Genomic DNA, 26,607 nt, shown 5'->3' on the forward strand with positions numbered 1-26,607 from the left:
TGCCCGTCCTTCGTTCGCGACTGCGGGGTCCACCGGGTGCCCTAGAACGGGATGTCGTCGTCGGAGGTGCCGCCACCGGAGCCGACGACCGCGAACGGGTCGGCGGACTGGGTGATCGACCGGAGCGTCTCGGACGGGGCACGGCCGGCCTCGGAGACCCGGGTGGCCCAGGCCGGGAACGGGAACTCCAGGCAGAGCGGCACGGGGATGTCGGGCTGGTTGACGAACATCGTGCCCGGCTTGGCCAGCAGTGCGCGCTGCCGCTGGGCGGGCGGCAGGAAGCCGTATTCCGGGCGGGACGCCTCGGCCGGGTCGAGCCGGCCGACCACCCGGATCGCCGAGTTGGTGACGATCCGCCGCTCCACCTCGCTCGCGGTCTGCTGGGCGCCGACCAGGATCACCCCCAGCGAGCGGCCCCGCTCGGCGATGTCGAGCAGCACCTCCTTGATGGGGGAGGAGCCCTCGCGGGGGGCGTACTTGTTGAGCTCGTCGAGCACCACGAAGAGCAGGGGCTTGGCGGTGCCGGCCTTCTCCTTGCGTTCGAACTCGCTCTTGAGCGTCACGCCGACCACGAAGCGCTGGGCGCGGTCGGGCAGGTTGTGCAGGTCGACGACGGTGACCTGGGCGCTCTCGGCGGTGTTGATCGAGTGCGGGCGACGGGCGGCCAGGTCGCCCCGGATCAGCCGGGAGAGGTCCTTCTTGCTGCCGATCAGCCGGCGGGCGAACGCGTTGACCGTGCCCAGCCCGACCGCGCTGCCGGCCCAGTCGGAGCGGGTCTCGTCGTCGTTGAGCTGCTCGACGACGTGGTCGACCAGGTCGGCGTACGAGCCGAGCCGCACCCCGTCGATGCTCACCCCACCGTCGGCGGGTTGGGCGTAGCGGGCCAGGTGGGCGGCGACGGAGTGCACCACCATCGTGTACTGCTGGCGTTCGTCGTCGGCGTCGGCGAACACGTAGGGCAGCAGGCGGTCGGCGCAGAATTCGCTCAGCGTCCAGTAGAAGCTGTCGACCCCGGTGAGCCGGCTGCTCACGTCGGGCGTGCCGGAGGAGTCGCCGACCCTGGGCGGGGCGTAGACCCGTACGTCCGGGAACGCGCCGGCGGCCAGGCCGAGCTTCGCGTACGCGGCGCGGGTGGCGTCGTCGAGCCGCGTGTTGGGGTGGTCGAGGAAGAGCAGGTCCTCGCCCTTGACGTTGAAGATGAGCGCCTTGGCGTTGACCGCGTCGCCGCCCAGCACGCCGGAGCGGAAGACCGAGTAGAGCAGGAAGGTGGCGAAGCTCGTCTTCGTGGCGACCCCGGAGATGCCGGAGATCGACACGTGCGCGCCACGGCTGCCGTCGAGGAAGTCGGCGTTGAGGTAGACCGGCACCCCGTCGCGGCCCATGCCCATCGGGATGCGCCGCTCCATCCGGTCGAAGTGCAGCGCCCGGGCCCGCGCGTCACCCTCGGCGCGGTGCACCACCGCACCCGGCGACGGCGGCACGTAGAGCTCAGGGTCGACGCGGGTGGTGGTGATCTCGGCGGCCTCCTGCACCTGGGCGGGCAGCGTGCCGTCGGCGATGGCGAAGACGTCGGAGTCGAACTGCGCGCCCTCGTGCCGGGCGCGCACCTGCGTGACCACCCCGGCGATCGTCACCGGCTCGCGGTTGGGCAGCTCCCGCCGGGTCACCACGACGTCGTCGAGCTGGAGGTAGCTGTCGGGGGCGACCGCCGTCCAGAACTGGAGGGGGGTGGCGTCGGCGGTGCCCAGCACCCGGCCGACCACCTCGCCCGGGCCGTCGAACCCGTCGTCAGTCATCGGGCAACTCCGGTCGGCTGGTCGTCGCGGTCGGGGCACACGCCCTGCATCCTGCCCGAGGAGTACGACAGGTTGCCACGCGACGCGGCGGACGCCACGGCACGGCGTCGGACGCCGGCCGCAGCGTGGCCGCCCGGCCACGGTCAGTCGCGGGCGTAGCGGAGCAGGAGCACCCCGTCGGCGGCGGCGAGCACGTGCCGCAGTGGCAGGTGGCGTACCTGGCTCGGGTCGCCGGCGGTGATCCGCCCCGGGCCCGCGCCGGCGAGCAGCGGGGCGACGGTGAGGCAGACCTCGTCCACCAGGTCGGCGGCGGTGAGCGCGCCGAACAGGTGCGGCCCACCCTCGCAGAGCACCTGGTCGAGGCCGCGGCGGCGCAGCTCGGCCAGGCCCGCCGCGAGGTCGACCCGGTCGTCGCCGCAGCGCACCACGTCGGCGACCTCGGTCAGGCCGGGCGGTGCCGTGGCGCCGGCGCGGGTGAGCACCACGGGCCGCACCGGCGCGTCGGCGAACGCGGCCTGTGCCGGGTCGAGGTCGAGCGAACCGGAGACGACGACGAGCGTCGGGTACGCGGACAGGCCGTGCGCGCGACGCCAGGCCCGGCGTCGCTCGTCGAGGCGTACCGCCCGGTAGCCCTCGTGCCGCAGCGTGCCGGCGGCGACGAGCAGGGCGTCGCAGAGCATCCGCAGCAGCCCGAAGACGCGCTTGTCCGGCTCGCCGGAGAGCCCGGCCGAGTAGCCGTCGACGGCGACGCTGCCGTCGATGCTGGTCACGAAGTTCATCCGGAGGTGGGGGCGCTCGGCCCGGCCGTAGAGCGCGGTGAGCGCGGCGTCGTCCAGCGGTCGCGCCGAGGGTGCCGGCCAGAGCGCCGAAACCGGGATTCCGACGCTCATTCGCCGGCCGGACCGGTGACCGGAGGGGTGGGCCGGGGGGTACGGTGCTGGCAGTCGCACCAGTTGCGCCCCGGACAGTCGTCGTGCCGCCTGGCCCGGCACGCTCGGCAGATCATGCCCGCAGCCTATGCCGAGCAAGGATGGGACAACATGCCGCGTCAGATCTTCCAGCTGAAGATTTCCCTGGCCGGGGTCCGACCGCCCGTCTGGCGCCGGGTGCTCGTCCCGGGCGGCTACACCCTGGACCGGCTGCACCGGGTGGTGCAGCACGGCATGGGCTGGCGGGACTGCCACCTGCACTCGTTCGAGATCGAGGGCCGCCAGTACGGCGAGGGCGACCCCGACGGCGAACTGGCCCTGCGCGACGGGTTGGACTTCCGGCTCGACGCGGTGGTCGGCAAGGGCAGCCGCCTGCACTACACGTACGACTTCGGCGACTGGTGGGAACACGACCTGGTGGTGGAGGACGTCTTCGCGGCCGACCCGGACGAGCGGTACCCGTCCTGCCTGGACGGTGAGCGGGCGTGCCCGCCGGAGGGCGTCGGCGGTCCGGCCGGCTACCTCGCGCTGCTGGCCGCGCTGGCGGATCCGGGCCACCCGGAGCATGCGGAGATGCGGGACTGGGTGGGTGCCCGGTTCGACCCGGACGCCTTCGACGCCGACCGGGCCGGGACCCTGCTGCGCCGCTTCTGCTGACCGGGAATCCGGCCCGGGGCGGGCGGGCCCGCGACATCCGACGATCGGGCCGGGCGCACTCGCGGTAACGATCTGGGAACGCTCCCATAAGCCTATTGACACCTCTGGCACCCGCCGGCAATCTCATGGGAGCGCTCCCGAGAACGTGGCACGACTCACCCGCCGCCCCGCTCCGGTCGTCGGCCGCCGGCCGTTCCGGCACCGACGGGCGCGCACCCCCCACCACACCCGAGTCAGCCTCACCACCGAAAGAGGGGTCTCCGATGAGCCTCACCACGCGGCGTACCCGCATGGCGGCTGCCGCACTGGCCGCGCTCACCGCCATCGGCGGTCTCGCGGCCTGCGGCAAGGACGACGACGCGCCGGCGGCCGGCGAGAAGCCCGCCAAGCTGGTCGTCGACACGTTCGGCGAGTTCGGTTACGACGAGATCATCAAGCAGTACGAGAAGGACACCGGCATCAAGGTCGAGCTGCGCAAGACCGCGCAGCTCAACGAGTACCGGCCGAAGATCGTCCGGGCGCTCGCCACCGGCAAGGGCGCGGCCGACGTGGTCGCCCTCGAAGAGGGCATCCTCAACGAGTTCAAGGCCAACCCGGCCAACTGGGCCGACCTCGCTCCGCTGGTCGCCGACCACAGCAAGGACTACCTGCCCTGGAAGTGGGAGCTGGGCAAGGCGCCCGACGGCCGGCTGATCGGCCTGCCGACCGACGTCGGCAGCCTCGCCGTCTGCTATCGCCGGGATCTCTTCGAGGCGGCCAAGCTGCCGGTCGAGCGGGACCAGGTCGCGGCGCTCTGGCCGGACTGGAACGGCTTCATCGAGACCGGCAAGAAGTACCGCACCGCCACCGGCAAGGGCCTGCTCGACTCGGTCACCACCGCCGCCAGCGCGGTGATGTTCCAGCAGGGCGGCGACCTGTTCTACGACAAGGACGACAACGTCGTCGCCGAGAAGAGCGCGGCGGTGAAGGCCTCCTGGGACACCGCGGTCGCGATGGCCGACGCCAACATCACCGCCGAGACGGCCACCTGGTCGCCGGAGTGGTCGGCCGGCTTCAAGCAGGGCACCTTCGCGGCGACCTTCTGCCCGTCCTGGATGCTCGGCATCGTCGCGGACAACTCCGGCCCCGAGAACAAGGGCAAGTGGGACGTCGCCCCGGTGCCCGGCGGCGCCGGCAACTGGGGTGGCTCCTGGCTCGGCGTGCCGACCCAGAGCAAGTACCCGAAGGAGGCGGCGAAGCTCGCCGAGTACCTGACCAACGCGCAGAGCCAGGTGGCGGCGTTCAAGCTCAAGGGCCCGCTGCCCACCAACCTGGAGGCGCTGAAGAACCAGGAGTTCCTCGCCTACACCAACGAGTACTTCAACAACGCGCCGACCGGCAAGATCTTCGGTGACAGCGTCGCCAAGATCCAGCCGCTGCACCTCGGCCCGAAGCACCAGGCGGTGAAGGAGAACGCGTTCGAGCCGGCGCTGCGCTCGTACGAACAGGGACAGGCCAAGCAGGACAAGGCCTGGGAGCAGTTCGCCAAGGACGCCAAGACGCAGGGCGCCTTCTGACCCACCTCGTCGCCAGGTGGCGTCCGGGTCCACCCACCCGGACGCCACCGGCGCCGTCCCCGTGCACGCCCCCGGACGCCACCGGCGCCGTCCCGTCGGTCGTACCAGCGCCTGGGCGTCGGCGCGCGCCCGCGCCGACGCCGGGAAAGGACCCCGCATGAGCCTCTCGGCCACGACGGCGCCGCCGTCGCCCGCCGCACCGCCACCCCGCCCGCCCTCGCGGCGCCGGTCCCGGTCGCACGCGCTGACCCGGCTGGACCTGAAGTACTCGCCGTACCTGTACATCGCGCCGTTCTTCGTGGTCTTCGGCATCTTCGGGCTCTACCCGATGCTGCGGACCGCCTGGATGTCCCTGCACGACTGGAACCTGATCGGCGACCACAGCTTCATCGGGTTCGACAACTACGTCGCCCTGGTCAAGGACGAGTACTTCTGGAACGCCACCCTCAACACGTTCGGCATCTTCCTGCTGTCGACCATTCCGCAGCTGCTGCTCGCCCTGTTCCTGGCGAACCTGCTCAACCGCACCTTCCTGCGCGCGCGCACCCTGTTCCGGATGGCGATCTTCATGCCGAACGTGGTCTCGGTGACCGCCGTGGCGATCGTCTTCGGCATGCTCTTCCAGCGCGACTTCGGCGTGATCAACTGGCTGCTCAGCTTCGTCGGGATCGACGCGATCGACTGGGACGCCGAACGCTGGAGCTCGTGGACCGCCATCGCCTCCATGGTCAACTGGCGGTGGACGGGCTACAACACCCTGATCCTGCTCGCGGGCATGCAGGCCATCCCGCGCGACCTGTACGAGGCGGCGTCGCTCGACGGCGCCAGCCAGTGGAAGCAGTTCTGGCGGATCACCCTGCCCATGCTCACGCCGACCTTCGTCTTCGTGGTGATCCTCTCCACCATCGGCGGGCTCCAGCTCTTCACCGAGCCGCTCGTCTTCGCCAACGGCAACATCATCGGCGGCGACCAGCGCGAGTTCCAGACCCTGGCCATGTACATGTACGAGCTGGGCATCGAGAACCTCAACACCGCCGGCTACGGCGCCGCGGTCGCCTGGGCGATGTTCCTGATGATCGCCCTCGTCTCGGGGATCAACTTCCTGCTCGTCCGCCGCACGGTGAAGTGAGGAACGCGGAGATGAACTCGGCATCCCGGCGCCTGTGGCGCACGAGCCCACTGACCTACGTCGCGCTCGTCCTGGCGACGCTCTTCTCGATCTACCCGTTCTACTACATGGTGGTCATCGCCACCCGCAGCCTGGACTCGATCAACGACGTTCCGCCGCCGGTCACGCCCGCCGGGTCGTTCGGCGGCAACTTCGGCCGGGTGCTCGACAACGACGCGGCGAACTTCCTCACCGGCCTGCTCAACTCGGTGATCGTCTCCGGCATCGTGACGATCTCCGTGGTGATCACCGGCTCGCTGGCCGGCTTCGCCTTCGCCAAGCTGCGCTTCCGGGGCCGCAACGCCCTGCTGCTGACGATCATCGTCACCATGATGATCCCGACGCAGCTCGGGCTCATCCCGCTCTGGGGCATGATCCAGGACCTGAACTGGTTCGACACCCTCTACGCGGTGACCGTGCCGTTCCTGGTCAGCGCCTTCGGCGTGTTCATGATGCGGCAGTACGCCAGCCAGGCCATCTCCGACGAGCTGATCGAGGCGGGCCGGATGGACGGGGCGAGCACCTTCCGGATCTACTGGAACATCGTGCTGCCCGCGCTGCGCCCGGCCGCCGCCGTGCTCGGCCTGCTGACCTTCATGGAGACGTGGAACTCGTTCCTGTGGCCGTACGCGGTGCTCACCTCCGAGAACCCGACGCTCCAGGTCTCGCTGGCCTTCCTGTCGTACGCCTACTACACCGACTATTCACAGGTGTTCGCCGCCACGGCGATCGGCACCCTACCGTTGGTGATCGTGTTCATCGTGTTCGGCCGCCAGATCGTGGGCGGCATCATGGAAGGCGCCGTCAAGTCGTGAGCAACCCCGCCAGCCCGCCCGCCGTCGGCGTCCTCGACGACCGTCCGCCGCTGACCTTCCCGCCCGGCTTCCTCTGGGGCGCGGCCACCGCCGCGTACCAGATCGAGGGCGCGGCGGCCGAGGGCGGCCGGACCCCGTCGATCTGGGACACCTTCAGCCACACCCCCGGCCGGGTGGTCGAGGGGCACACCGGCGACGTGGCCTGCGACCACTACCACCGCCTCGGGGCCGACGTCGCGTTGATGGCCGAGCTGGGGCTGAAGTCGTACCGCTTCTCGGTCTCCTGGCCGCGGGTGCAGCCCGGCGGCACCGGCCCGGCCAACGCCGAGGGGCTCGACTTCTACCGGCGGCTCGTCGACGAGCTGCTGTCACACGGGATCGAGCCGTGGCTCACGCTCTACCACTGGGACCTGCCGCAGCCGCTGGAGGACGCCGGCGGCTGGCCGGCCCGGGACACCGCCGCCCGGTTCGCCGACTACACCACCCTGGTCGCCGACGCGCTCGGCGACCGGGTGCGCTACTGGACCACGCTCAACGAGCCGTGGTGCTCGGCGTTCCTCGGCTACGGCTCCGGGGCGCACGCGCCGGGCCGCTCGGACGGCGCGGAGGCCGTCCGGGCCGGGCACCACCTGATGCTCGGCCACGGCCTCGCCGTGCGGGCGCTGCGTGCGGCCCGGCCGACCGCCGAGGTCGGGGTGACGGTCAACCTCTACCCGGTCGACCCGGCCGGCGACGCGCCCGCCGACGTCGACGCCGCGCGGCGCATCGACGGCCTGGCCAACCGGTTCTTCCTGGACCCGCTGCTGCGCGGGTCCTACCCGGCGGACCTGATGGCCGACCTCGCCGGGGTCACCGACTTCGGGCACGTGCGCGACGGCGACCTGGCGACCATCTCCACCCCGCTGGACATGGTCGGCGTCAACTACTACAGCCGGCACGTCGTCGCCGCCCCGGTCCCCGGCGCCGAGCCGGAGCCGTACTGGCGGGCGCCGTCCTGCTGGCCGGGCAGCGAGGACGTCCGGTTCGTCACCCGGGGTGTCCCGGTCACCGACATGAACTGGGAGATCGACGCCCCCGGGCTGGTGGAGACGCTGCGCCGGGTCCACGAGCAGTACACGGACCTGCCCCTCTACGTCACGGAGAACGGCTCGGCCTTCGTGGACGAGGTGGTCGACGGGCAGGTGGACGACGTCGACCGGCTGGCGTACTTCGATGCCCACCTGCGTGCCGCGCACGAGGCGATCGAGGCCGGGGTGCCCCTGCGCGGATACTTCGCCTGGTCGCTGATGGATAATTTCGAGTGGGCCTGGGGCTACACCAAGCGGTTCGGGATGGTCCACGTCGACTACGACAGCCAGGTCCGCATCCCCAAGTCCAGCGCCAGGTGGTACGCCGAGGTGATCCGACGCAACGGTCTGGCCGCACAATAGGCCGGGGCCAGCCATCAACGGGCGGCCCCGGCGCCACCCCGCACGGGGTGGCGCCGGGGCCGGCCCGCCGTCGGAGGAGCAGACAATGACAACGCAGCGCACCCGGTCGCTCGGGCGCCCGACCCTCGACGCCGTCGCCGCCCGCGCCGGCGTCGGTCGCGGGACGGTGTCCCGGGTGGTCAACGGCTCACCCCAGGTGAGCCCCGAGGCGCGCGCCGCGGTGCAGCAGGCCATCGCCGAGCTGGGGTACGTGCCGAACCGCGCCGCCCGCGCCCTGGTCACCCAGCGCACCGACTCCATCGCCCTGGTGGTCTCGGAATCCGGTGACCGGGTCTTCACCGAGCCGTTCTTCGCCGGCATCGTCCGGGGCGTCAGCTCGGGGCTGCTGGAGACCCCGTTGCAGCTCTGGCTCGCCATGGTGCAGTCGCCGATCGAGCGGGAGCGCGTCGAGCACCACCTGACCAACCAGCACGTCGACGGGGTTCTGCTGCTGTCGCTGCACGACTCCGACCCGCTGCCCACCCTGCTGGAGGAGCGCGGCCTGCCCACCGTGCTCGGCGGCCGGCCGGCCCGGATGCTGCAACCCGGCGCACAGCCGGCGTACTACGTCGACGTGGACAACGTCGGCGGCGCCCGACGGGCGGTGGAACACCTGGCGGGCCGGGGCCGGCGACGCATCGCCACCATCGCCGGCCCGCAGGACATGGGCGCCGGCCTGGGCCGGCTGACCGGCTACAAGGAGGCGGTGAAGGCCGCCGGTGGTGGGATCAACCCCGACCTGATCGCGTACGGGGACTTCAGCGAGGGCAGCGGGGCGGCCGGGATGCGCCGGCTGCTGGAGGTCTGCCCCGACCTCGACGCCGTCTTCGTCGCCTCCGACCTGATGGCGTTCGGGGCGCTGCGTACCCTGCGCGAGGCGGGCCGCCGGGTGCCGGAGGACGTGGCGGTGGTCGGCTTCGACGACGCCGCGATCGCCCGGCAGTCCGAGCCGCCGCTGACCACCGTCCACCAGCCGGTGGAGGAGATGGGCCGGCAGATGGCCCGCCTGCTGGTCTCCCGCATCCGCGGCGACGAACTCCCGTCCCCCCACATCCTCCTCGACACCCAACTGATCGAACGCCACTCCGCCTAACCCACCCACCCACCCCACCCCACCCACCCCACCCCGCGCCCCCGCCCCCGCCTCGTCGATCTTGCACTTGATGCCCGGGCATTCTGGACATTCTCCATATAGCCGGGGCGCAAAGTGCAAGATCGACGCCGCCGCGCGGCGCGCGGGTGGGAGAGGGGTGGGGGAAGGGTGGGGTGGGTGGGTCAGTTTTTCCAGTGGTGCAGTTCGCGCTTGGCCAGCGAGGAACGGTGGACCTCGTCGGGGCCGTCAGCCAGGCGCAGGGTGCGGGACTGGGCCCAGAGGGCGGCCAGCGGGGTGTCCTGGCTGACGCCGGCCCCGCCGTACGCCTGGATGGCCTTGTCGATCACCCACTCGGCCATGGCGGGAGTGGCGATCTTGATGGCCTGGATCTCGGTGTGCGCGCTCCTGTTGCCGACCGTGTCCATCAGCCAGGCGGTCTTGAGCACCAGGAGGCGGGCCTGCTCGATGCGCACCCGGGACTCGGCGATCCACTCGCGCACCACGCCCTGCTCGGCGAGCGGCCGGCCGAACGCGACCCGCTCCAGCACCCGCCGGCAGAGCAGCTCCAGGGCCCGCTCCGCCATGCCGACCAGCCGCATGCAGTGGTGGATCCGGCCGGGACCGAGCCGGGCCTGGGCGATCGCGAAACCGGCGCCCTCCGCCCCGACCAGGTTCTCCGCCGGTACGCGGACGTCGGTGAAGTCGATCTCGGCGTGGCCGCCGTGCGCGGCGTCGCTGTAGCCGAACACCGTCATGCCCCGCCGCACCGTGACGCCGGCAGTGTCCCGCGGCACCAGGATCATGCTCTGCTGGCGGTGCCGGTCGGCCCCCGGGTCGGTCTTGCCCATCACGATGAAGATCTCGCAGCGCGGGTCCATCGCCCCCGACGACCACCACTTACGTCCGTTGATCACGTAGTGGTCGCCGTCGCGGGTGATCCGGGTGGCGATGTTGGTCGCGTCCGAGGACGCCACCTCCGGCTCGGTCATGCAGAACGCCGAGCGGATCTCGCCCTCCAGCAGCGGCCGCAGCCAGCGTTCCTGCTGCTCGGGCGAGCCGAACTCGGCGAGCAGTTCCATGTTGCCCGTGTCCGGCGCGGCGCAGTTGAGCGCCTCGGGGGCCAGGTGCGGGCTGCGCCCGGTCAGCTCGGCCAGCGGAGCGTACTGGAGGTTGGTCAGGCCGGCGCCGTGGCGCGGGTCGGGGAGGAAGAGGTTCCACAGGCCGCGCCTGCGCGCCTCGGCCTTCAGCTCGGCCATCACCGGGGAACGGGCCCACGGGTCGCCGGCGGCGGCCACCTGCGCGGCGTGCACCGCCTCGGCCGGGTACACGTGTTCGTCCAGGAACGCGGTCAGCTCGGCCCGCAACTGCTCGGTGCGGGTGTCGTAGGCGAAGTCCATCAACGCTCCCTGGCGGCGGTCAGCCCGTGCGCGACCAGCGGTGCCACCATGTCGCCGATCCCGTCGAAGCCCTCGCCCAGCGTCTGCCCGAGCGTGTGCCGGTAGTGGATGCCCTCGCAGATCACCGCGAGCTTGAAGCAGCCGAGCGCGACGTGCCAGTGCAACGGGCCGACGTCGACGTCGCCGCGCCCGGCGTACCGCTCGATCAGCTCCGACCCGGTGGGGAACCCGGCGCGCGGGCCGAGCCCGTCGGCGACGGGGTTGCCGACGGCCGAGTCGCTGCCGCCGAGCACGTCCCAGTAGGTCAGCAGCAGCCCGAGGTCGGCCAGCGGGTCGCCGAGGGTGGCCATCTCCCAGTCGAGCACGGCCCGCACGGCCACCGGGTCGACGGTGGCGAGGAGATTGTCCAGCCGGTAGTCGCCGTGCACGATCCGGCCGGCGTTGACGCCCTCCGGCGCGGTGTCGGCGAGCAGGCCGCGTAGCTCCTCGATGCCGGGCAGCGGCCGGCTGCGCGACCGGTCGAGCTGGCCGGCCCACCGGCGGACCTGCCGCGCGAGGTAGCCCTCCGGCCGGCCGAAGTCGGCCAGCCCGACCGAGGCGGGCTCGACCGCGTGCAGCGCGGCGAGGGTGTCCATCATCGCCAGCGCCAACTCCCGCCGCTGGTCGGCGGTGAGCGGGTCGGTCTGGGCGCGGCTGCGGAACACCTCGCCGCGCACCCGCTCCATCAGGTAGAAGGGCGCGCCGATCACCTCGGCGTCGTCGCAGAGCAGCAGCGCGCGGGGCACCGGCACGTCGGTCGGCGCCAGCGCGGAGATCACCCGGTACTCCCGGGTCATGTCGTGCGCGGTGGCCAGCACGTGCCCGAGCGGCGGGCGGCGCAGCACCACCTCCCGCTCGCCGACACCCAGCAGGTACGTCAGGTTGGACTTGCCGCCGGCGATCAGCCGGGCCCGCAGCGGACCGTCGGCCAGATCGGGCCGGTGCCGGGCCAGGTGACCGGCGAGCCGGTCGAGATCCAGCCCTCGGGGGGCGGCGGGAGCAGGGGCGCTGCCCGGCCCGTGCGCGTCGACGGCCGGCTCGGTCATCCGGATAGTTGATGGCAGCTCCGCCAGGTTGTCAAGGTCGGGACGTGACCCCCGGGACACGGCGCGGCAACAGGGGCGAAACGGTCACCGGCCAGGCTGGGGCCCAGCCTGCCGGCCAGCCGTGCCGGCCCGCCGAGCGGAGGGTTCAGACATGTTGCTGCGAGTTCGGGTCACCCTGCCGGACCGTCCGGGCACGCTCGGTCAGGTGGCGCGCACCATGGGCATCTCGGGTGCCGACATCGTCCAGGTGGTCGTCCTGGAGCGCCTCGGCGGCCGGGCGGTGGACGACTTCACGGTGGTCTGGCCGGGTGCGGCGCGGGTCGAGCAGCTGCTCGCCGGGCTGGCGGCGATCCCCGGCGTCCGGGTGGACGGGGTGTGGCGGGCGATCGGCGCACCCACCACCTCCGGGCAGGACGCCGAACTGCTGGCCCAGGTCGCGGCCAACCCCGTCGAGGGCGTCGCCACCCTGGTCGACGCCGTCCCCGGGCTGCTCGCCGCCGACTGGGCGGTCGCCACGGTGGTGCCGGTGGACTGGGCCTCGCGGACCGGCACGGCCGGTGAGACGACCGTCGGGTACGCGAGCTGGCGTGCGCCCGTACCACTGCCGCTGCCGGAGGTGACCCCGCTGCGCGCCCGGGCGATCAGCGCGTCCGGCGGACATTTCGCGGTCGCGCCGTTCGGCCGTGCCGGCCTGGTGCTGGTGGTCGCCCCGCCAGTGCGCCGGAACGCCGGCCGCGGCGGCGTTCCACGCCACGGAGGTGGACCGGCTGGCGCAGCTCGTCCGGGCCGCCGCGGTGATCCTCGGCGACCGGCTCGACCTGGTCGGGGCACCGCCGGTGGCCGTGAACCCCTGAGCCGGGCCGGCCGGGCGGCGGCCAGTGTGGCGCAGGTCGCCGAGGCGGAACCGGAGCCGTCACCCGCGGGCAACCGGCCCGCAACAGCCACCGACGAGGGTCGTACGGGGGAAGGGAGTGAATTATGACGCTGTGGCGGATCCGGGCGACCGTGGACGAGGCGCGCGGGCTCGCCGACCAGCCCACCCGGGCGCTCGGCCTGGCCACCCGCCTGGTGCGGGATCCGGACTCGGCCGGGGAGGCGCTGCGCGCCCTGCTCGGCGCGGACACGGTCACCTGGCGGCCCGCGTCGGCCGGCCCCGGCTGCGGGCTCGCCGACACCACCATGCTGCTGGCGGACCCGGCCGGCGGATCGTTCGCGCTGCACCGCGCCGTGCCGGGCTTCACCCCGGCCGAGTACGCCCGGGCCCAGGCCCTGGTCGAGCTCTCGGCCTCCGTGGCACGCCGGGCCGCCGAGCAGGTCACCCTGGTGCTGCCCGACGGCGCCGAGGCGGCCGTACGACCGGCGACCGCGGACGACCTGCCCGGCGTGGTCGAACTGCACGAGGGATGCTCGGCGCGCAGCCGGCACCGCCGCTACCTGGGCGGGGCGGCGATGCCGGCCCCGGCCCGGCTGCGCCGGCTGCTGGAGCCGGCCCGGGGCGTGACCCTGCTCGCCACGGCCGCCGACGCCGGGGCGGCGGAGCCGGTCGTGGCGATGGCGAACCTGCTCGCCGAGGGTGACGAGGCCGAGGTGGCGCTGCTGGTCCGCGACGACTGGCAGCGGCGGGGCCTCGGCTCGGCCCTGCTGCGTCGGCTGGTCCGGCACGCCGAGCAGGCCGGCTACGCGGCCCTGGTGCTGCACGTCCACGCCGGGAACGCCCCGATGCTGCGTACCGTGCGGCGGCTCGGCCGGCCCACCCCGACCGGGCGGGACGGCGGCCTGGTGACCCTGACCGTTCCGCTCGTCGCGGGCGCGTCCGCGCGGCACGGCTGAGCCCGGTGCGTCGCCGCCGGGTGTTAGGAAGGGCACCCTGCAATCGCTAGTTGGCAGGGTGCCCTTCCTTGCACCTCAGGTCGTGGGGTAGCTGTTGTAGTCGGGGAAGTTGCCGTAGAGCCGGCCGTCGCCGCCCTGGGTGACCGCCTGCACCAGCAGGTCGCCGCCGACGAAGGCGCCCTTCCAGGACGCGCCCCGGCCGCCGAACGGCTCGTCCCGGTCGCCCCGGGAGCGCGGCTTGTTGATGCCCACCTTGAACGCCTGGAGGTCGACCGCCAGCTTGCCGGCCAGTTCCTCGTCGTCGCAGGCCAGCGAGGCGACCAGCGCGCCGTTCGAGGCGTTCATCGCGGCCAGCAGCTCGTCGGTGGTGTCCACCACGACGATGGTGTCGACCGGGCCGAACGGCTCGGCGTGCATCAGCCGGGACCGGCCGGGCGGGGCCAGCAGCACCGACGGGGCGACGTACGCGGAGGTGTCCTGCCCGTCGAGGAACGGCGCGCCGGTGAGCTTGCCCCGGTGCAGCGGCACCGCGCCGCCGCGTACCGCCTCGTCGACCTTGCGGCGCAGCTCGTCGGCCTTGGCGGCGCTGATCAGCGGGCCGAAGTCCAGCTCGGGCAGCGGGTCACCGGCGTTCCAGTCGTCGCCGACGGCGAGCGGGTGTCCGAACCGGACGGAGCGTACGACCGGCAGGTAGACGTCGAGGAACTCGTCGACCAGGTCCCGCTGGACCACGAAGCGCGGGTACGCCGTGCAGCGCTGCTTGCCGTACTCGAAGCCCTTCCTGAGGTGCCCGGCGAGCAGGTCCCACTGGGAGAAGTTCCAGATGCCCCAGGCGTTGAGGCCCTCCTGCTCGATGAAGTGCCGCTTGTCCGAGTCGAGCAGCGCGGCGGCGACCTTGCCACCGTTGGAACGCCCGCCCACGAACGCCACCGCGCCGATCTCCGGTGCCCGGACCAGCACCTCGGACAGTTCCTCGCCGCCGCCGGAGACCAGGCTGGCGGGCAGCCCGGCCCGGCGCATCAGCGCGTGCGCGACGGTGAGGCAGACCGCCCCGCCCTGCGAGGGGGTCTTGGCGATGACCGCGTTGCCGGCGAGCAGTTGCACCAGTTCGGCGTGCACGAGCACGCTCATCGGGTAGTTCCACGACGCGATGTTGCTGACCGGCCCCGGCAGCGGCTCCCGGCCGTCGGCGAGCATCCGGTCGATCTCGTCGACGTACCAGCGGACGCCGTCCAGCGCCCGGTCGACGTCGGCGCAGGCCAGCCGCCATGGCTTGCCGATCTCCCAGACCAGCAGCAGGGCGAGCAGGTCGCGGTGGGCGGTGAGCGCGTCCAGGGCGTCGGTGACGCGGGCCTTGCGTTCGGCGAGCGGGGTGTCGGCCCAGGCCCGGTGCGCGGCGGCGGCGTGCGCGACCGCAGCGCGGGCGGAGTCGGCGTCGAGGCGGGCGAGGTTGACGAGCACGGTGTTGTCCACGGGGGTGCGTACCGGGCTGGGTGAGCCCACCGCGTGCCAGTCACCGCGGACGAGGTTGTGCAGCGTGGTGACCCCGTCGACCGGGGGCCCGAACGCCTCCGGTGCGGCGGCCACCGCGCGGGCGAGCGTGTCGGACCAGGCGGTGCCGTCGGCGAGTCGTAGTGCCATCGCGTTCTCCTCAGGGTTGGCCGGGGGAGCGGCAACGTCGATGGCACCGCTGATGTGGCGTACTGTCGCGCGCCGGAAAGCGGTGCGGCAACAGTACGCTCGTATGCCGGAACGCCCGCCTCGCGCCGCGTCGGCCCCGCCGCGTGCCGCTGGGTGTCGTCCGGGCCTCTGAGCTGGGCGTACGTGTTGATTGCATGGACGCTCCTGGATCATGTGATGAGCGTCCGGCGCGCCTGGGACGCCCGCCGGGCGTCCGTCGCCGCGGGCCCCCGGGGCGCAAAATGAAGACCGGCCGCCGGACGAAGTGTCCGGCGGCCGGTCGGCGCTGCGTGGGTCAGCTGGTGAAGGTGACGTTGTCGCGTCGACGGCGCAGCATCAGCAGCGCACCGCCGCCGATCAGGGCGAGGCCGCCCAGCGCGATGCTGGTCGTGGCCACGCCGGTCAGCGGCAGGCCACCCTCGCCGCCGCCACCACCGGTGCCCGGGGACGGCGAGGCCGTGGCCGGTGTCGACGGCGAGGCCGAGGTCGACTCCGACGGTGACGGCGACACCGATGCCGACTCCGACGGCGAGGCGGACCCGCTCGGGGAGGTCGACTCCGACGGGGACTCCGACGGCTGCGGCGACTCCGAGACGGTCGGCGACGGGGTCGGGCTCGGCGACTGCGACGGCGCGGTGCCCCCGCAGGTGTGGCTCAGGTTGAACTTGGCGGCGGTGCCGGTGATGACGGCGCTGCCGTCCAGCAGGGTCCAGCCGGCCGGGGTGAAGAGGTAGGCGTGGATCAGCCGGTTCCCCGCCGAGTAGAGGGCGTCGGGGTAGGCGTCGTCGGCGTCCGGCACTGTGACGGTGACCTTGCCGGTGCCGGTCTCGAAGGCCAGCGTGAGAGTCTCGAAGTCGCCCGCGGCCTTGCCACCGGGCAGGACGAAGTGCCAGCCGTCGTGGTCCGCCGGACGGCCCGCGAACCGGGGGTCGGCACAGTCCTGCGTGGAGAAGCCGCCGGCCGTCTCGTCCTTGTGGTCCGGGTTGATCTGGATGGTGCTCGACGCCCAGGCCGGGGTGGCGAGGGCGAGGCAGGCGGTGGCGGCGGCTGCGGAAACGGCCGTGCGCACCACGCGCCGACGGTGTGCCATGAGGATTCCTCCGGAATTGATCGAGGGGGCGCCTCATGATCGCACGGTGAGTGACGGCCCTGGACATCGGGTGATTGGCCTGAGCTGCCGATACGCGCCACCCACTTCGGCTCGGCGGGGGAATTCGTCGCTCTCAGTGGGCGTGTCGATGTAACGTTTTCGGGCCCGACGGCGCTCCGGCGGTCCTGGGGTCGCTCCGCGCGGCCCCCGTGTCGCTCCGCGGGGCCCGGGTTGCTCCGCGCGGTCCCCGGGTCGCTCCGCGCGGCCCGGGGCGCCCCGTCCGGCACGACGGGGCGGCCCGCCCACCGGCACCACGCTGGCGGTGACCGGACCGACCGCGTACCAGTTCTTCGTGGTGGCGGTGGACGCGGCCGGGAACGCCTCGGCGGTCGCTCCGAGCCGTACCCCCTGAAGATCTTGGACAGTTACCGCTGCCCGCGATCGGTAACTGTCCAAGATTTACTTTGTCGGTCGCCAGCCGGCGGCGGTCAGGGCGCGGCGGACGGAGCCGGCGACCTCGTCGGGGCGGGCGCGGACCAGCCACGCCGGAAAGCGGAGGATGCGGTCCCCGGAGGTCCAGACGTCGTTCTGGCGCCTCATGTCGGCCGCCCAGTGCCGGACGTCCATGTGGTGCGCTCCGTCGATCTCGACATGCAACCCCCACTCCGGCCAGTACGCGTCCAGCCACCGGGTCCGCCCGGAGGCGTCGGTGCGCCGCTGCTGGAGGCGGGGCGTGGGCAGGTCGTGCCGGCGGCAGAGCCGGACGAAGTCGATCTCCGAGAGCGCCTCCGCGCCGCCGGCGATGTCGGCCACGGTCTGCCGGATCAACGCCCGCCGTGGAGCCCGGGGCAGCACGGCCAGCACCGCCGACAACTCCTCCGGCGTGACCCGCCGCTGCTGGCAGCCGGCCGCCAACGTCGCCTGTGCCTGGCCGACGTCACGGGCCCAGCCGGCCGCGTCCACCAGCGCCCGGGCGGTGGTGGTACGTGGTGGACGGGCGAGCTGGAGATGCGCCGACGGCAGCACCGAGGCGCGACGTACGACGACCGCCGGCATGTCGATCGGCAGGCGGCCCAGCACGGTGCGGCCCGCCCGCCGGTACGCCGGCACGAGGACGTGCAGGGGTTCGCGCCGCAACCCTCGTACGCCCGCCTCGGCGGCAGCCGTCGGGCCGGCCAGTACGGCCCCGGGCCCAGCGGCGAGCACCGCAACCCACAACTGCTGGTCCCGGGTCAGCCGGCCGTTGCCCATCAGCACGATGCCCCGGCAGATCGAGCGCCAACGCCCGGAGCGGACGCGTCCGCGTACGGTGCCCCCGGTCAGCGACCGGGTCACCTGGGCGGTGGTGACGACGCCGGCCTGCTCGAACGCCATCCAGTCGAGCGCGTCGGCCTCGTCGGCCGGAAGGTCGGGATACACCCCGACCACCCTCCCCTCCCACCCCGACCCCCACTGCCGTATCCCCGACCGTCCGGCTCACGAATCTTGGACAGTTTCCGTTCCCGGAGGACGGCAACTGTCCAAGATCTGCGGTCGGTGCGCCCCCGCCGGGGCGGGGGACGTTCGGGTCGTGGTTTCGGCGGCGTCGGTTCAGTCGGCCAGTTCGTCGGCGAGCAGGTCCATCAGCAGCCCGTCGTGCCACCGCCCGTCCTCGCCGCGCTCGTAGCGGCGCAGCACCCCGACGGGGCGGAAGCCGACCTTCGCGTACGCGCGGACGGCCGCCGTGTTCGCCGCCGCCGGGTCGATGGTGAACCGGTGGTGGCCGTGTTCGTCGATCAGGTGCCGGGCCAGGGTGCGGATCGCGTCCCCGCCCAGCCCGGCGCCGCGTACCGCCGGGTCGAGGAAGACGTCCATGCTGGCGTGCCGGTAGTCCGGGTCGTCCTCGGCGTACCACTGGATCGCGCCGACCACCCGGCCGTCGTGTTCGATGGCGTACACCGACAGGGCCTCGTCGGCGAGGTCGGCCCGGATTGCGGCGGGAAGGTCGTCGCCACCGCGCCACCAGCGCCGGACCTGCGGGGTGGCCCGGATCGCGGCGAGCGCCGGCACGTCCTCGGCCGTCGCCGGTCGCAGGGTGACCGCCCGGCCCCGCAGCATCCGCCTCAGCCCCGGATCTCGCCGTGCTCGACGCAGACCGCCGCCCAGCCGACGGGCAGGACCTGCACCTTCATCCGGCGGCGGCAGTGCGCGCAGAAGCGCGGCGGCTCAAGCACCCGTGCCGCCGCGCACCCGTCGTGCGATCCGACGGCCACGGCCTCGCCGCAGCGGTCGCACCACGTCCCCGCCACGCTCGTCGTCACAGCGTCGCGGAGAGCGCCTTGACCGGCATCTTCAGGTCGTCGAGCAGATCCAGGTCGGCTGTCGCCGGCCGGCCCAGCGTGGTCAGGTAGTTGCCGACGATGACCGCGTTGATGCCGCCGAGCAGGCCGTCGCGGGTGCCGAGGTCACCGAGGGTGATCTCCCGGCCGCCCGCGTACCGCAGGATGGTGCGCGGCATGGCCAGCCGGAAGGCGGCGATGGCGCGCAGCGCGTCCTTGCCCTCCACCACCGGACGGTCGCCGAGCGGGGTGCCCGGGCGGGGGTTGAGGAAGTTCAGCGGGACCTCGTGCGGGTCCAGTTCGGCGAGCTGGGCGGCGAACTCGGCCCGCTGCTCCACCGTCTCGCCGAGGCCGAGGATGCCGCCGCAGCAGACCTCCATGCCGGACTCGCGGACCATCCGCAGGGTCTCCCAGCGCTCCTCCCAGGAGTGCGTGGTGACCACGTTCGGGAAGTAGGAGCGGCAGGTCTCCAGGTTGTGGTTGTAGCGGTGCACGCCCATGTCGACCAGCTCGTCGACCTGTTCCTGGCTGAGCATGCCCAGCGACGCGGCCACCTGGATGTCGACCTCGGCCTTGATCGCGGCGACGCCCTCGCGCATCTGCTTCATCAGCCGGGCGTCGGGGCCGCGCACGGCGGCCACGATGCAGAACTCCGTCGCGCCGGTCGCGGCCGTCTGCCTCGCCGCCTCGACCAGGGAGGGGATGTCCAGCCAGACCGAGCGGACCGGCGAGGTGAACAGGCCGGACTGCGAACAGAAGTGGCAGTCCTCCGGGCACCCGCCGGTCTTCAGCGAGACGATCCCCTCGACCTCGATCTCCGGGCCGCACCAGCGCATCCGCACCTCGTGGGCGAGCTGGAGGGCGGCAGGCAGGTGCTCGTCGGGCAGGTTCAGCACGGCGAGGACGCCGGCCTCGTCGAGACCGACGCCGTTCTCCAGCACCTGGGTTCGGGCCTGGTCGAGGATCTCTGGCATGGCTCGTACCATACAAGGCCGCCTGGCCGGGAGAAACGGCCCGCGTGTCGGCCGCCGACGCCGGGGGTGGACACGCCGGGGGTAGGTCGATGGGTGGTAATTTCGCCCGGCGGAAGCGGCCGACGACGGTCGGCGGGCGGCAGTGGGGGTGACGGTGGCGGACTGGCTGGCGGCGCTCGACCGCCGTGCCGAACTGCGCGCGAAGGCGGGACTGACCCGTCGGCTGCGACCGCGGGCCGCCGGCGACGCCGTGGTCGACCTGGCCGGCAACGACTACCTCGGCCTGGCCACCCACCCCGAGGTCACCGCCGCGGCGGCGCGGGCCCTGTCGGCGTACGGGCTGGGGGCCACCGGGTCGCGGCTGGTGCGCGGCTCCACCGACGCCCACCACGCGCTCGAGGACGCCCTCGCCGACTGGCTCGGCGCCGAACGCGCCCTCGTCTTCTCCTCCGGCTACCTGGCCAACCTCGGGGCGGTCCGGGCGCTGGCGCGGCCCCGTACGCTGCTCGTCTCCGACGCCCACAACCACGCGTCCCTGATCGACGGCTGCCGGATCTCCGGCGCGGAGACCGTGGTGACCCCGCACGCCGACGTCGCGGCGGTCGGGGCCGCGCTCGCCGCCGCGCCCGGCCGGCCTGCCGTGGTCGTCACCGAGTCGGTCTTCTCCGTCGACGGCGACCTCGCCCCGCTGGCCCGGCTGCACGCCGTCGCCCGGGAGCACGGCGCGTTGCTGCTCGTCGACGACGCGCACGCCCTCGGCGTGACCGGCCCGGCGGGCGCCGGGGGAGTCGCCGCCGCCGGCCTCGCCGGCCAGCCCGACGTGGTCGTGACCGCCACCCTCTCCAAGGCCCTCGGCGGCGCGGGCGGGGTGGTCGCCGGGCCGGCGGAGTTCGTCCGGCACGTGATCGAGACCGGCCGGACCTTCATCTTCGACACCGCGCTGCCCCCGGCCGTCGCCGCCGGAGTGCACGCCGCCGTCGGGCTGGCCCGCGACGGCGACGACCTGCGCGCGGAACTGGCCGACCGGGCCGCCCTGGCCACGCGCCGGCTGGGCGCCGCCGGCCTCGCGGTTTCCGTCCCCGACGGCGCGGTCGTCTCGGTCACCGCTCCCGGCCCCGAGGCGGCGACCGCCTGGGCGGCCGACTGCCGCGACCGGGGGGTCGCCGTCGGCTGCTTCCGGCCCCCGTCCACGCCGGACAGCCGGTCCCGACTTCGGCTGACCATCGGCGCCGGCATCCCCCGGGCGGACTTCGAGCGGGCCCTGGAGGTCATCGTGGAGTGTGCCCCGTGAGTGAGCCGGGTTTGCGAGCCCCGCAGTCGCGAGCCGAGGTGGCACCGTGAGCGTGAGGAGTGAGCCGGGTTTGCGAGCCCCGCAGTCGCGAACCGAGGTAGCACCGTGAGCGTGAGGAGTGAGCCGGGTTTGCGAGCCCCGCAGTCGCGAGCCGAGGTGGCACCGTGAGCGCGATCAGCGGGCCGTGGCGCGGGCCGGTGCTGGTCACCGGCACCGACACCGACGTGGGCAAGACGGCGGTCACCGCGGCGATCGCGGCCGCCGCGCAGGCGGCCGGCCTGCGGGTCGCGGTGGTCAAACCCGCCCAGACGGGTACGGCCGGCGGTGAGCCCGGCGACGTCGACGCGGTCAACCGGCTGGCCGCCCCGCTGACCGGCCGGACCCTGTCCAGCTTCCCCGACCCGCTCGCCCCGCTGGCCGCGGCCCGGGTCGCCGAGCTGGAGCCGCTGGAGCTGTACACCGCCGTCGACGCGGTCCGCGAGGAGACGGACAAGCACGACCTGGTGCTCGTCGAGGGCGCGGGCGGTCTGCTCGTACCGATGGGGCTGCGGCCCTCGGGTGAGCCCTGGACGGTGGCCGACCTGGCGGTGGCGCTGGGCTGCCCGGCCGTGGTGGTGACGCGGGCCGGTCTGGGCACCCTGAACCACACCGCGCTGACGCTGGAGGCGCTGGACCGGCGGGCGGTGCCGGCCGGCGTGGTGATCGGCGCCTGGCCGGCCACGCCGGAGCTGGTGCACTGGGCCAACCTGACCGATCTGGTGCCGAACCTCATGGGCGCCCTGCCGGACGGGACCGGGGCGATGGATCCGGGGGTCTTCCGCCGGTCCGCGCCCGGCTGGCTGACCCCGGCGCTGTACGGGGTGCTCGACGGCTGGCGCGCGTGGGCCGAGGAGATCAGCTGAGCACCTGACTTTCGTCGGTGCCGGCGCAGGTCGGTCGTGGGTAGCGTGGCCGCCGTGAAGAGCTGGTGGCCCGCTCGGGTGGGTGGCGGTCGGTGGTCCCGGGCGGCCGTCCGGCGCCGGACCGCCGACCTGTTCCTGTGGGTGACGACCGCCGCCCCGATCGGGTACGCGGGTGTCACCCCGCCACACTCGGGGCGTGCCACGGCCCTGACGGTCGGCGCGCTGCTGCTGCTCGCCGGCGCGGTCGCGGTCAGCCGGCGATGGCCGGTGGCCGCCCTGGTCGTGGTGGTGCTCGGGTCGCTGCTCGACGGCAACTTCCTCTTCGCGATCCCGCTGTTCAGCTACCTGACCGGTCGCCGCAGCGGCACCGCCGTCCCGGCGGCCGTCGCCTTCGCCGTGCTCGCGGCCGGCGGCACCGCGCTCAACCTGGGGCTGCTCGGCACCGGCGCGGCCACCTGGTTCCTGCTCGCCTCGGTGCTGCTCTTCGCCGGGGTGTTCCCGTGGCTCGTCGGGCGGTACCGGCGGCAGCAGGCTGTCCTGGCCGACGCCGGTCGCCGGCACGCCGAGGCGCGGGACCGGGAGCGGCGGGGTGCCGCCGAGCGGATCCGGCTGCGGGAGCGGGCCCGCATCGCCCAGGAGATGCACGACTCGCTCGGGCACGACCTGAGCCTGATCGCCCTGCGCGCCGCCAGCCTGGAGGTGGCCGGCGATCTCCCACCCCGGCACCGGGCCGCGGCCGGGGAGCTGCGGGCCAGCGTCGCCGCCGCCACCGAGCGGCTGCACGGGATCATCGGGGTGCTCCGGGAACCGGACGGCGTGGCGACCACCCGGCCGGCCGACGAAAGCGTCGCCGAGCTGGTCGACGGGGCCCGGGAGGCGGGCATGGCGGTACGCCTGGACGGCGCGGACGCCCTGGCGTGGCTGCCGCCGATGGCCGGGCACGCCGTGCACCGGGTGGTCCGGGAGGCGCTGACCAACGCCGCCCGGTACGCCCCCGGCGCGGCGGTCACCGTCGTCCTGACCCGGGACGGCGACCAGGTAGAGGCGGCCGTCGTCAACGCGCCGCCACCGGCCGGCCCGCTGCCCGGCCCGCCGTCCACCGGCTCCGGCCTGCTGGCCCTCGCCGAGCGGGTGAGACTGGCCGGCGGCACCCTGACGGCCGGTCCCCGCCGCGGTGGCGGCTTCGCCGTGCGCGCCCGGCTGCCGGTGACCGGCCGCCCGGGAGTCGATGCCCTCCCGCCGCCCGAGGGCGACCTGTTCCCCGACCTGTTCCCCGCCCAGTTCCCCGGCCCGTTCCCCGCCTCGCTCCCCAGCCCGTTCCCCGTCTCGTTGCCCGCCTCGTTTCCCGGCCCGGACCGTTGGCCTGCGGCCGGTGGCCAGCCGGGGGAGGAGCCGGGCGAGGCCGAGCGGCGGCTGCGTGACGCCCGTCGGGGGGTCCGGCTCAGCCTGCTGACGGCGCTCGGCGCCCCGGTGGGACTCGCGCTGGTCCTCTCGCTGGTCTACTACCCGGTTGCCACCGCCGGGACGGTCCTCGACGACGGGGCCTTCGCGCGGATGCCCGTCGGCGCGGCGCGTGCCGAGCTGACCGGGCTGCCCCGGCGGCAGCTCGACCCGCCCGCCGGGACGCGCCCCGGCTGCGAGCACTACACCGACGGCAACTTCCCCCTGGCCCAGCCGACGTGGCGGCTCTGCTTCGTCGAGGGCCGACTGGTCAGCAAGGAGCGGATCGACGGATGAACACCGAAACGGCCGGCCCGGTGCGGGTCGTCCTCGCCGACGACGAGGCGATGATCCGGGCCGGCGTCCGGGCCATCCTGGCCACCGATCCGGGCATCGAGGTGGTGGCCGAGGCCGGTGACGGCCGGGTCGCGGTGGAACTCGTCCGGGCGCACCGGCCCCGGGTGGCGCTGCTGGACATCCGGATGCCGAGGCTGGACGGGCTCACCGCCGCCGCCGAGATCCGCCGGCTCGTGCCGGAGACGGCGACGGTCATGCTGACCACGTTCGGCGAGGACGACCACGTCGTCCGGGCGCTCGGGCACGGGGCGAGCGGATTCGTGCTCAAGGCCGGCGATCCGCGCGAGCTGATCGCCGGGGTGCACGCCGTCGCCGACGGGGGCGCGTACCTGTCGCCGCGGGTGGCCCGCCGGGTGATCGAGCTGGGCGGTGACCGGATGGCCCGCCGGCCGGCGGCCCGGGACCGGCTGGCCGGGCTGACCGAGCGGGAGCGGGACGTCCTCGCACTGGTCGGGGCCGGGCTGTCGAACGCCGAGATCGCCCGCCGGCTGCATCTGGTCGAGGGGACCGTGAAGAGCTATCTGACGAGCGTCTTCACCCGCCTCGAGGTGCGCAACCGGGTGCAGGCGGCGATCCTCGCGTACGAGGCGGGGCTGGTCGAGCCGACCGGCTGACCCGCCCCGCCCCGGCACCTCACAAGTCCCGGCGCCTCACGCGTCCCGGCGGCGCAACGCGGCCCGCCCCAGCAGCAGCGCCGCACCGGCCCACCCGGCGAGCAGCAGCAACCCGACGGGCGCCGGGTACGGGTCACTGTCCCCGGCCAGGAAGTGCCCACCGGCGACTCCCGGGAAGGCATCGGCGATCCGGTTGAGCACGGCGATGTCCGGCTCCTGCAACGACAGCGGGACGATCATCAGCGTGGCGACGAGCACGGTCAGGGTGAGCACCGCGCTGCGCAGGGCCGCGCCGAGCCCGAGGGCCAGCACGCCCACCAACGCCAGGTAGGTCGCCACCGCGAGGACGTCGCCGACGGTGCCGCCCGCCGGCGCGGCGCCCCAGCGGCCGAGCACCGGCCGGGCCACCAGCGCGCCGACCGTGCCGAGCAGCAGCCCGAGCGCGAACGTCACCGCCCCCGTCACAGCGGCCTTGGCCAGCAGTACGCGCCCGCGCGACGGCGTGCACTGGAGGGTGGTACGGATCGTGCCGCTGGTGAACTCGCTGGTGATCACGAGCAGGCCCAGCGCCAGCACGGCGTACTGGGTCAGCTCGACCGAGCCGATCACGACGCTGCCGACGGTGACGATCCCGGTGTCGTCGGCCGGGTCGTCGTTGGTGTTCGCGTTGACGGCGTAGATGGCCAGCTGACCGGCGGTGGCGGCCATCAGCAGCACCCCGGCGAGCAGCGACCACCACGTGGAACGTACGGACCACACCTTGGTCCACTCGGCGGAGATCGTGTTCATCGTGCCTCGCTCCGGGTCGGGGTGCCGGCGTACTCGACGCTGTCGGCGGTCAGTTCCATGAAGGCCTGTTCCAGGGACGCCCCGTGCGGGCTCAGCTCGTGCAACCGCACACCCAGGTCGTACGCCATGTCGCCGATCCGCTCGGCGGCGGCGCCGGTGACGGTCAGCTCGTCCGGGCCGGCCGGCTCGACGGCGGCCCCGGCGGCGGTGAGCCGCTCGGCGAGCGCGGCGAGGCCGGCCGGCTGTGGGCTGCGGACCCGCACGGCCACCGCGCTGCCGGCGATCACCTCGTCGATCGCGGCGTCGGCGAGCAGGCGACCCCGCCCGATCACCACCAGCCGGTCGGCGGTGAGCTGCATCTCGGTCATCAGGTGGCTGGAGACGAAGACCGTGCGGCCCTCGTCGGCCAGGGACCGCATCAGCTGCCGGACCCAGCGCACCCCGTCCGGGTCGAGGCCGTTGACGGGCTCGTCGAACATCAGCACCGGCGGGTCGCCGAGCAGCGCGCCGGCGATGCCGAGCCGCTGGCCCATGCCGAGGGAGAGGGTACGGCCCGGCTTGGCCGCCGCGCGGTCGTCCAGCCCCACGACGGCGAGCACCTCGTCCACCCGGCGGTCGGGTATCCCGTTGCTGCGGGCCATCGCCAGCAGGTGCGCCCGACCCGACCGGGCCGGGTGGACCGCCCGGGCGTCGAGCAGCGCGCCGACCTCGTGCAGGGGTCGCCGCAGTTCCCGGTACGACCGCCCGCGCACGAGCGCCTGCCCGGCGGTGGGCCGGTCCAGCCCGAGGATCATCCGCATGGTGGTGGACTTGCCCGCGCCGTTCGGACCGAGGAACCCGGTGACCCGGCCGGGCCCGATGTCGACGGTCAGGGCGTCGACGGCGGTCGTACCCCCGAACCGCTTGGTCAACCCACGTAATGTGATCATGCGCCGACGCTAGGTCCGCGACCCGTCCCGTCGCCGTGCCCGAACGGCACCACCCGGCACTGACTTTCGTCGGGCTCCCGCCCACCGCCACCCGTCCGGCTGGACACCCTGCGCCATGCGGAGCACCGCCACACCGTGCCCTGCCCTGCCCTGCCCTCCCGTCGCGCTGCGCCACACCGTGCCGCGCTGCGCGCTACCCCGCCGGGCCAAGCGAGGAACACCCGGCCCACTCCCTGGTGATCAGGACGCCATGGACCTAAAAGCTGCCGGGTAACGTCCATGGTGTCCTGATCACCAGGGGCGCTCGCGCGTTACCGCCGCAGGCGGTGGGGCTTTCGCGGGGCGCGCCCATGTGTGCGCGGTTGGGCGCTGGCGGGCTGTCCGGGGCGCGCCGGCCGGTGCCGGGCCGGTGGTTCGCCCCGGCGCGC

At 73.8% G+C, this 26,607-nt stretch carries 24 protein-coding genes; 12 read left to right on the forward strand and 12 right to left on the reverse strand.

Translation table 11 applies throughout. The features are described from left to right. Positions 1–41: 41 nt before the first annotated feature. Together AB0D32_RS15685 and AB0D32_RS15690 are read right to left on the reverse strand one after the other, a co-directional pair. The gene (locus AB0D32_RS15685) at positions 42–1,796 is read right to left on the reverse strand and encodes an ATP-binding protein (RefSeq protein ID WP_357090066.1); all 1,755 of its coding nucleotides are present in this window, start codon (positions 1,794–1,796) and stop codon (positions 42–44) included. A 143-nt stretch (positions 1,797–1,939) separates the two neighbouring features. Next, positions 1,940–2,686 (reverse strand): pyrimidine reductase family protein, encoded by a 747-nt coding sequence (locus AB0D32_RS15690; RefSeq protein WP_357090068.1) that lies wholly within the window; start codon positions 2,684–2,686, stop codon positions 1,940–1,942. Between the two features lie 150 nt (positions 2,687–2,836). On the opposite strand from AB0D32_RS15690, the gene AB0D32_RS15695 reads away from it, so the two are divergent. The 6 genes from AB0D32_RS15695 (at position 2,837) to AB0D32_RS15720 (ending at position 9,483) form a co-directional block, all read left to right on the forward strand. Beyond that, entirely contained in the window at positions 2,837–3,382 is a 546-nt protein-coding gene (locus tag AB0D32_RS15695) for a plasmid pRiA4b ORF-3 family protein (RefSeq protein ID WP_357090071.1), read from the forward strand. Between the two features lie 263 nt (positions 3,383–3,645). After that, on the forward strand, positions 3,646–4,938 hold the full coding sequence (locus tag AB0D32_RS15700; protein WP_357090074.1) for an extracellular solute-binding protein: 1,293 nt from the start codon (positions 3,646–3,648) through the stop codon (positions 4,936–4,938). A gap of 157 nt (positions 4,939–5,095) precedes the next feature. Further along, positions 5,096–6,067: a sugar ABC transporter permease gene (locus tag AB0D32_RS15705; protein ID WP_357090077.1), complete on the forward strand. Its 972-nt coding sequence runs from the start codon at positions 5,096–5,098 to the stop codon at positions 6,065–6,067. A gap of 11 nt (positions 6,068–6,078) precedes the next feature. Further along, positions 6,079–6,921, forward strand: a complete 843-nt coding sequence (locus AB0D32_RS15710; protein WP_357090080.1) for a carbohydrate ABC transporter permease — start codon at positions 6,079–6,081, stop codon at positions 6,919–6,921. Beyond that, positions 6,918–8,351, forward strand: coding sequence for a GH1 family beta-glucosidase (locus tag AB0D32_RS15715; protein ID WP_357090082.1), 1,434 nt, complete (start codon positions 6,918–6,920; stop codon positions 8,349–8,351). Before AB0D32_RS15710 ends, AB0D32_RS15715 begins: the two co-directional genes overlap by 4 nt. Before the next feature lie 85 nt (positions 8,352–8,436). Then, positions 8,437–9,483, forward strand: a complete 1,047-nt coding sequence (locus AB0D32_RS15720; protein ID WP_357090085.1) for a LacI family DNA-binding transcriptional regulator — start codon at positions 8,437–8,439, stop codon at positions 9,481–9,483. A 182-nt stretch (positions 9,484–9,665) separates the two neighbouring features. Here the strand turns inward: AB0D32_RS15720 and AB0D32_RS15725 are convergent, their stop codons facing one another. Beyond that, positions 9,666–10,880: an acyl-CoA dehydrogenase family protein gene (locus AB0D32_RS15725; protein WP_357090088.1), complete on the reverse strand. Its 1,215-nt coding sequence runs from the start codon at positions 10,878–10,880 to the stop codon at positions 9,666–9,668. Beyond that, entirely contained in the window at positions 10,880–11,965 is a 1,086-nt protein-coding gene (locus tag AB0D32_RS15730; RefSeq protein ID WP_357090091.1) for a phosphotransferase family protein, read from the reverse strand. Before AB0D32_RS15730 ends, AB0D32_RS15725 begins: the two co-directional genes overlap by 1 nt. A gap of 151 nt (positions 11,966–12,116) precedes the next feature. Here AB0D32_RS15730 and AB0D32_RS15735 point away from each other — a divergent pair, with 151 nt between their 5' ends. Both AB0D32_RS15735 and AB0D32_RS15740 read left to right on the forward strand, forming a co-directional pair. After that, positions 12,117–12,947, forward strand: a complete 831-nt coding sequence (locus AB0D32_RS15735) for a hypothetical protein (protein ID WP_357090093.1) — start codon at positions 12,117–12,119, stop codon at positions 12,945–12,947. Then, positions 12,944–13,795: a GNAT family N-acetyltransferase gene (locus AB0D32_RS15740; RefSeq protein ID WP_357090097.1), complete on the forward strand. Its 852-nt coding sequence runs from the start codon at positions 12,944–12,946 to the stop codon at positions 13,793–13,795. The genes AB0D32_RS15735 and AB0D32_RS15740 overlap by 4 nt, the downstream gene beginning before the upstream one ends. 75 nt (positions 13,796–13,870) lie before the next feature. On the opposite strand, the gene AB0D32_RS15745 is transcribed toward AB0D32_RS15740, so the two are convergent. From AB0D32_RS15745 to bioB, 6 genes are all read right to left on the reverse strand, one after another. After that, complete coding sequence (locus AB0D32_RS15745; RefSeq protein WP_357090100.1) at positions 13,871–15,436, reverse strand: aldehyde dehydrogenase family protein; 1,566 nt, start codon at positions 15,434–15,436, stop codon at positions 13,871–13,873. A gap of 334 nt (positions 15,437–15,770) precedes the next feature. After that, on the reverse strand, positions 15,771–16,547 hold the full coding sequence (locus tag AB0D32_RS15750) for an LPXTG cell wall anchor domain-containing protein (RefSeq protein ID WP_357090103.1): 777 nt from the start codon (positions 16,545–16,547) through the stop codon (positions 15,771–15,773). Positions 16,548–17,024: 477 nt separating this feature from the next. Next, complete coding sequence (locus tag AB0D32_RS15755; RefSeq protein WP_357090106.1) at positions 17,025–17,984, reverse strand: hypothetical protein; 960 nt, start codon at positions 17,982–17,984, stop codon at positions 17,025–17,027. A gap of 171 nt (positions 17,985–18,155) precedes the next feature. Continuing rightward, positions 18,156–18,662, reverse strand: a complete 507-nt coding sequence (locus tag AB0D32_RS15760; protein ID WP_357090109.1) for a GNAT family protein — start codon at positions 18,660–18,662, stop codon at positions 18,156–18,158. Positions 18,663–18,667: 5 nt separating this feature from the next. After that, the gene (locus tag AB0D32_RS15765) at positions 18,668–18,865 is read right to left on the reverse strand and encodes a hypothetical protein (RefSeq protein WP_357090112.1); all 198 of its coding nucleotides are present in this window, start codon (positions 18,863–18,865) and stop codon (positions 18,668–18,670) included. Then, on the reverse strand, positions 18,862–19,857 hold the full coding sequence (gene bioB / locus AB0D32_RS15770) for a biotin synthase BioB (protein WP_357090115.1): 996 nt from the start codon (positions 19,855–19,857) through the stop codon (positions 18,862–18,864). Before bioB ends, AB0D32_RS15765 begins: the two co-directional genes overlap by 4 nt. Positions 19,858–20,011: 154 nt before the next feature. Here bioB and AB0D32_RS15775 point away from each other — a divergent pair, with 154 nt between their 5' ends. The 4 genes from AB0D32_RS15775 to AB0D32_RS15790 all read left to right on the forward strand — a co-directional run bounded on the left by AB0D32_RS15775 (position 20,012) and on the right by AB0D32_RS15790 (position 24,461). Further along, positions 20,012–21,148 carry an 8-amino-7-oxononanoate synthase gene (locus AB0D32_RS15775; RefSeq protein ID WP_357090117.1) on the forward strand — a complete coding sequence of 379 codons (1,137 nt, stop codon included), beginning with the start codon at positions 20,012–20,014 and terminating at the stop codon, positions 21,146–21,148. Positions 21,149–21,312: 164 nt separating this feature from the next. Then, positions 21,313–22,050: a dethiobiotin synthase gene (gene bioD, locus AB0D32_RS15780; protein WP_357090120.1), complete on the forward strand. Its 738-nt coding sequence runs from the start codon at positions 21,313–21,315 to the stop codon at positions 22,048–22,050. Positions 22,051–22,104: 54 nt separating this feature from the next. After that, a complete protein-coding gene (locus tag AB0D32_RS15785) occupies positions 22,105–23,787 on the forward strand; it encodes a histidine kinase (protein WP_357090123.1) in 1,683 nt (560 codons plus the stop codon). Then, the gene (locus tag AB0D32_RS15790; RefSeq protein ID WP_357090126.1) at positions 23,784–24,461 is read left to right on the forward strand and encodes a response regulator transcription factor; all 678 of its coding nucleotides are present in this window, start codon (positions 23,784–23,786) and stop codon (positions 24,459–24,461) included. Before AB0D32_RS15785 ends, AB0D32_RS15790 begins: the two co-directional genes overlap by 4 nt. 36 nt (positions 24,462–24,497) lie before the next feature. On the opposite strand, the gene AB0D32_RS15795 is transcribed toward AB0D32_RS15790, so the two are convergent. Then, positions 24,498–25,250, reverse strand: a complete 753-nt coding sequence (locus AB0D32_RS15795) for an ABC transporter permease subunit (protein WP_357090128.1) — start codon at positions 25,248–25,250, stop codon at positions 24,498–24,500. Continuing rightward, the gene (locus AB0D32_RS15800; protein WP_357090131.1) at positions 25,247–26,179 is read right to left on the reverse strand and encodes an ATP-binding cassette domain-containing protein; all 933 of its coding nucleotides are present in this window, start codon (positions 26,177–26,179) and stop codon (positions 25,247–25,249) included. The genes AB0D32_RS15795 and AB0D32_RS15800 overlap by 4 nt, the downstream gene beginning before the upstream one ends. Between the last annotated feature and the right edge of the window lie 428 nt (positions 26,180–26,607).

Origin of the sequence: Micromonospora sp. NPDC048170, assembly GCF_040652795.1 — a bacterium.
Classification (GTDB): Bacteria; Actinomycetota; Actinomycetes; order Mycobacteriales; family Micromonosporaceae; genus Micromonospora.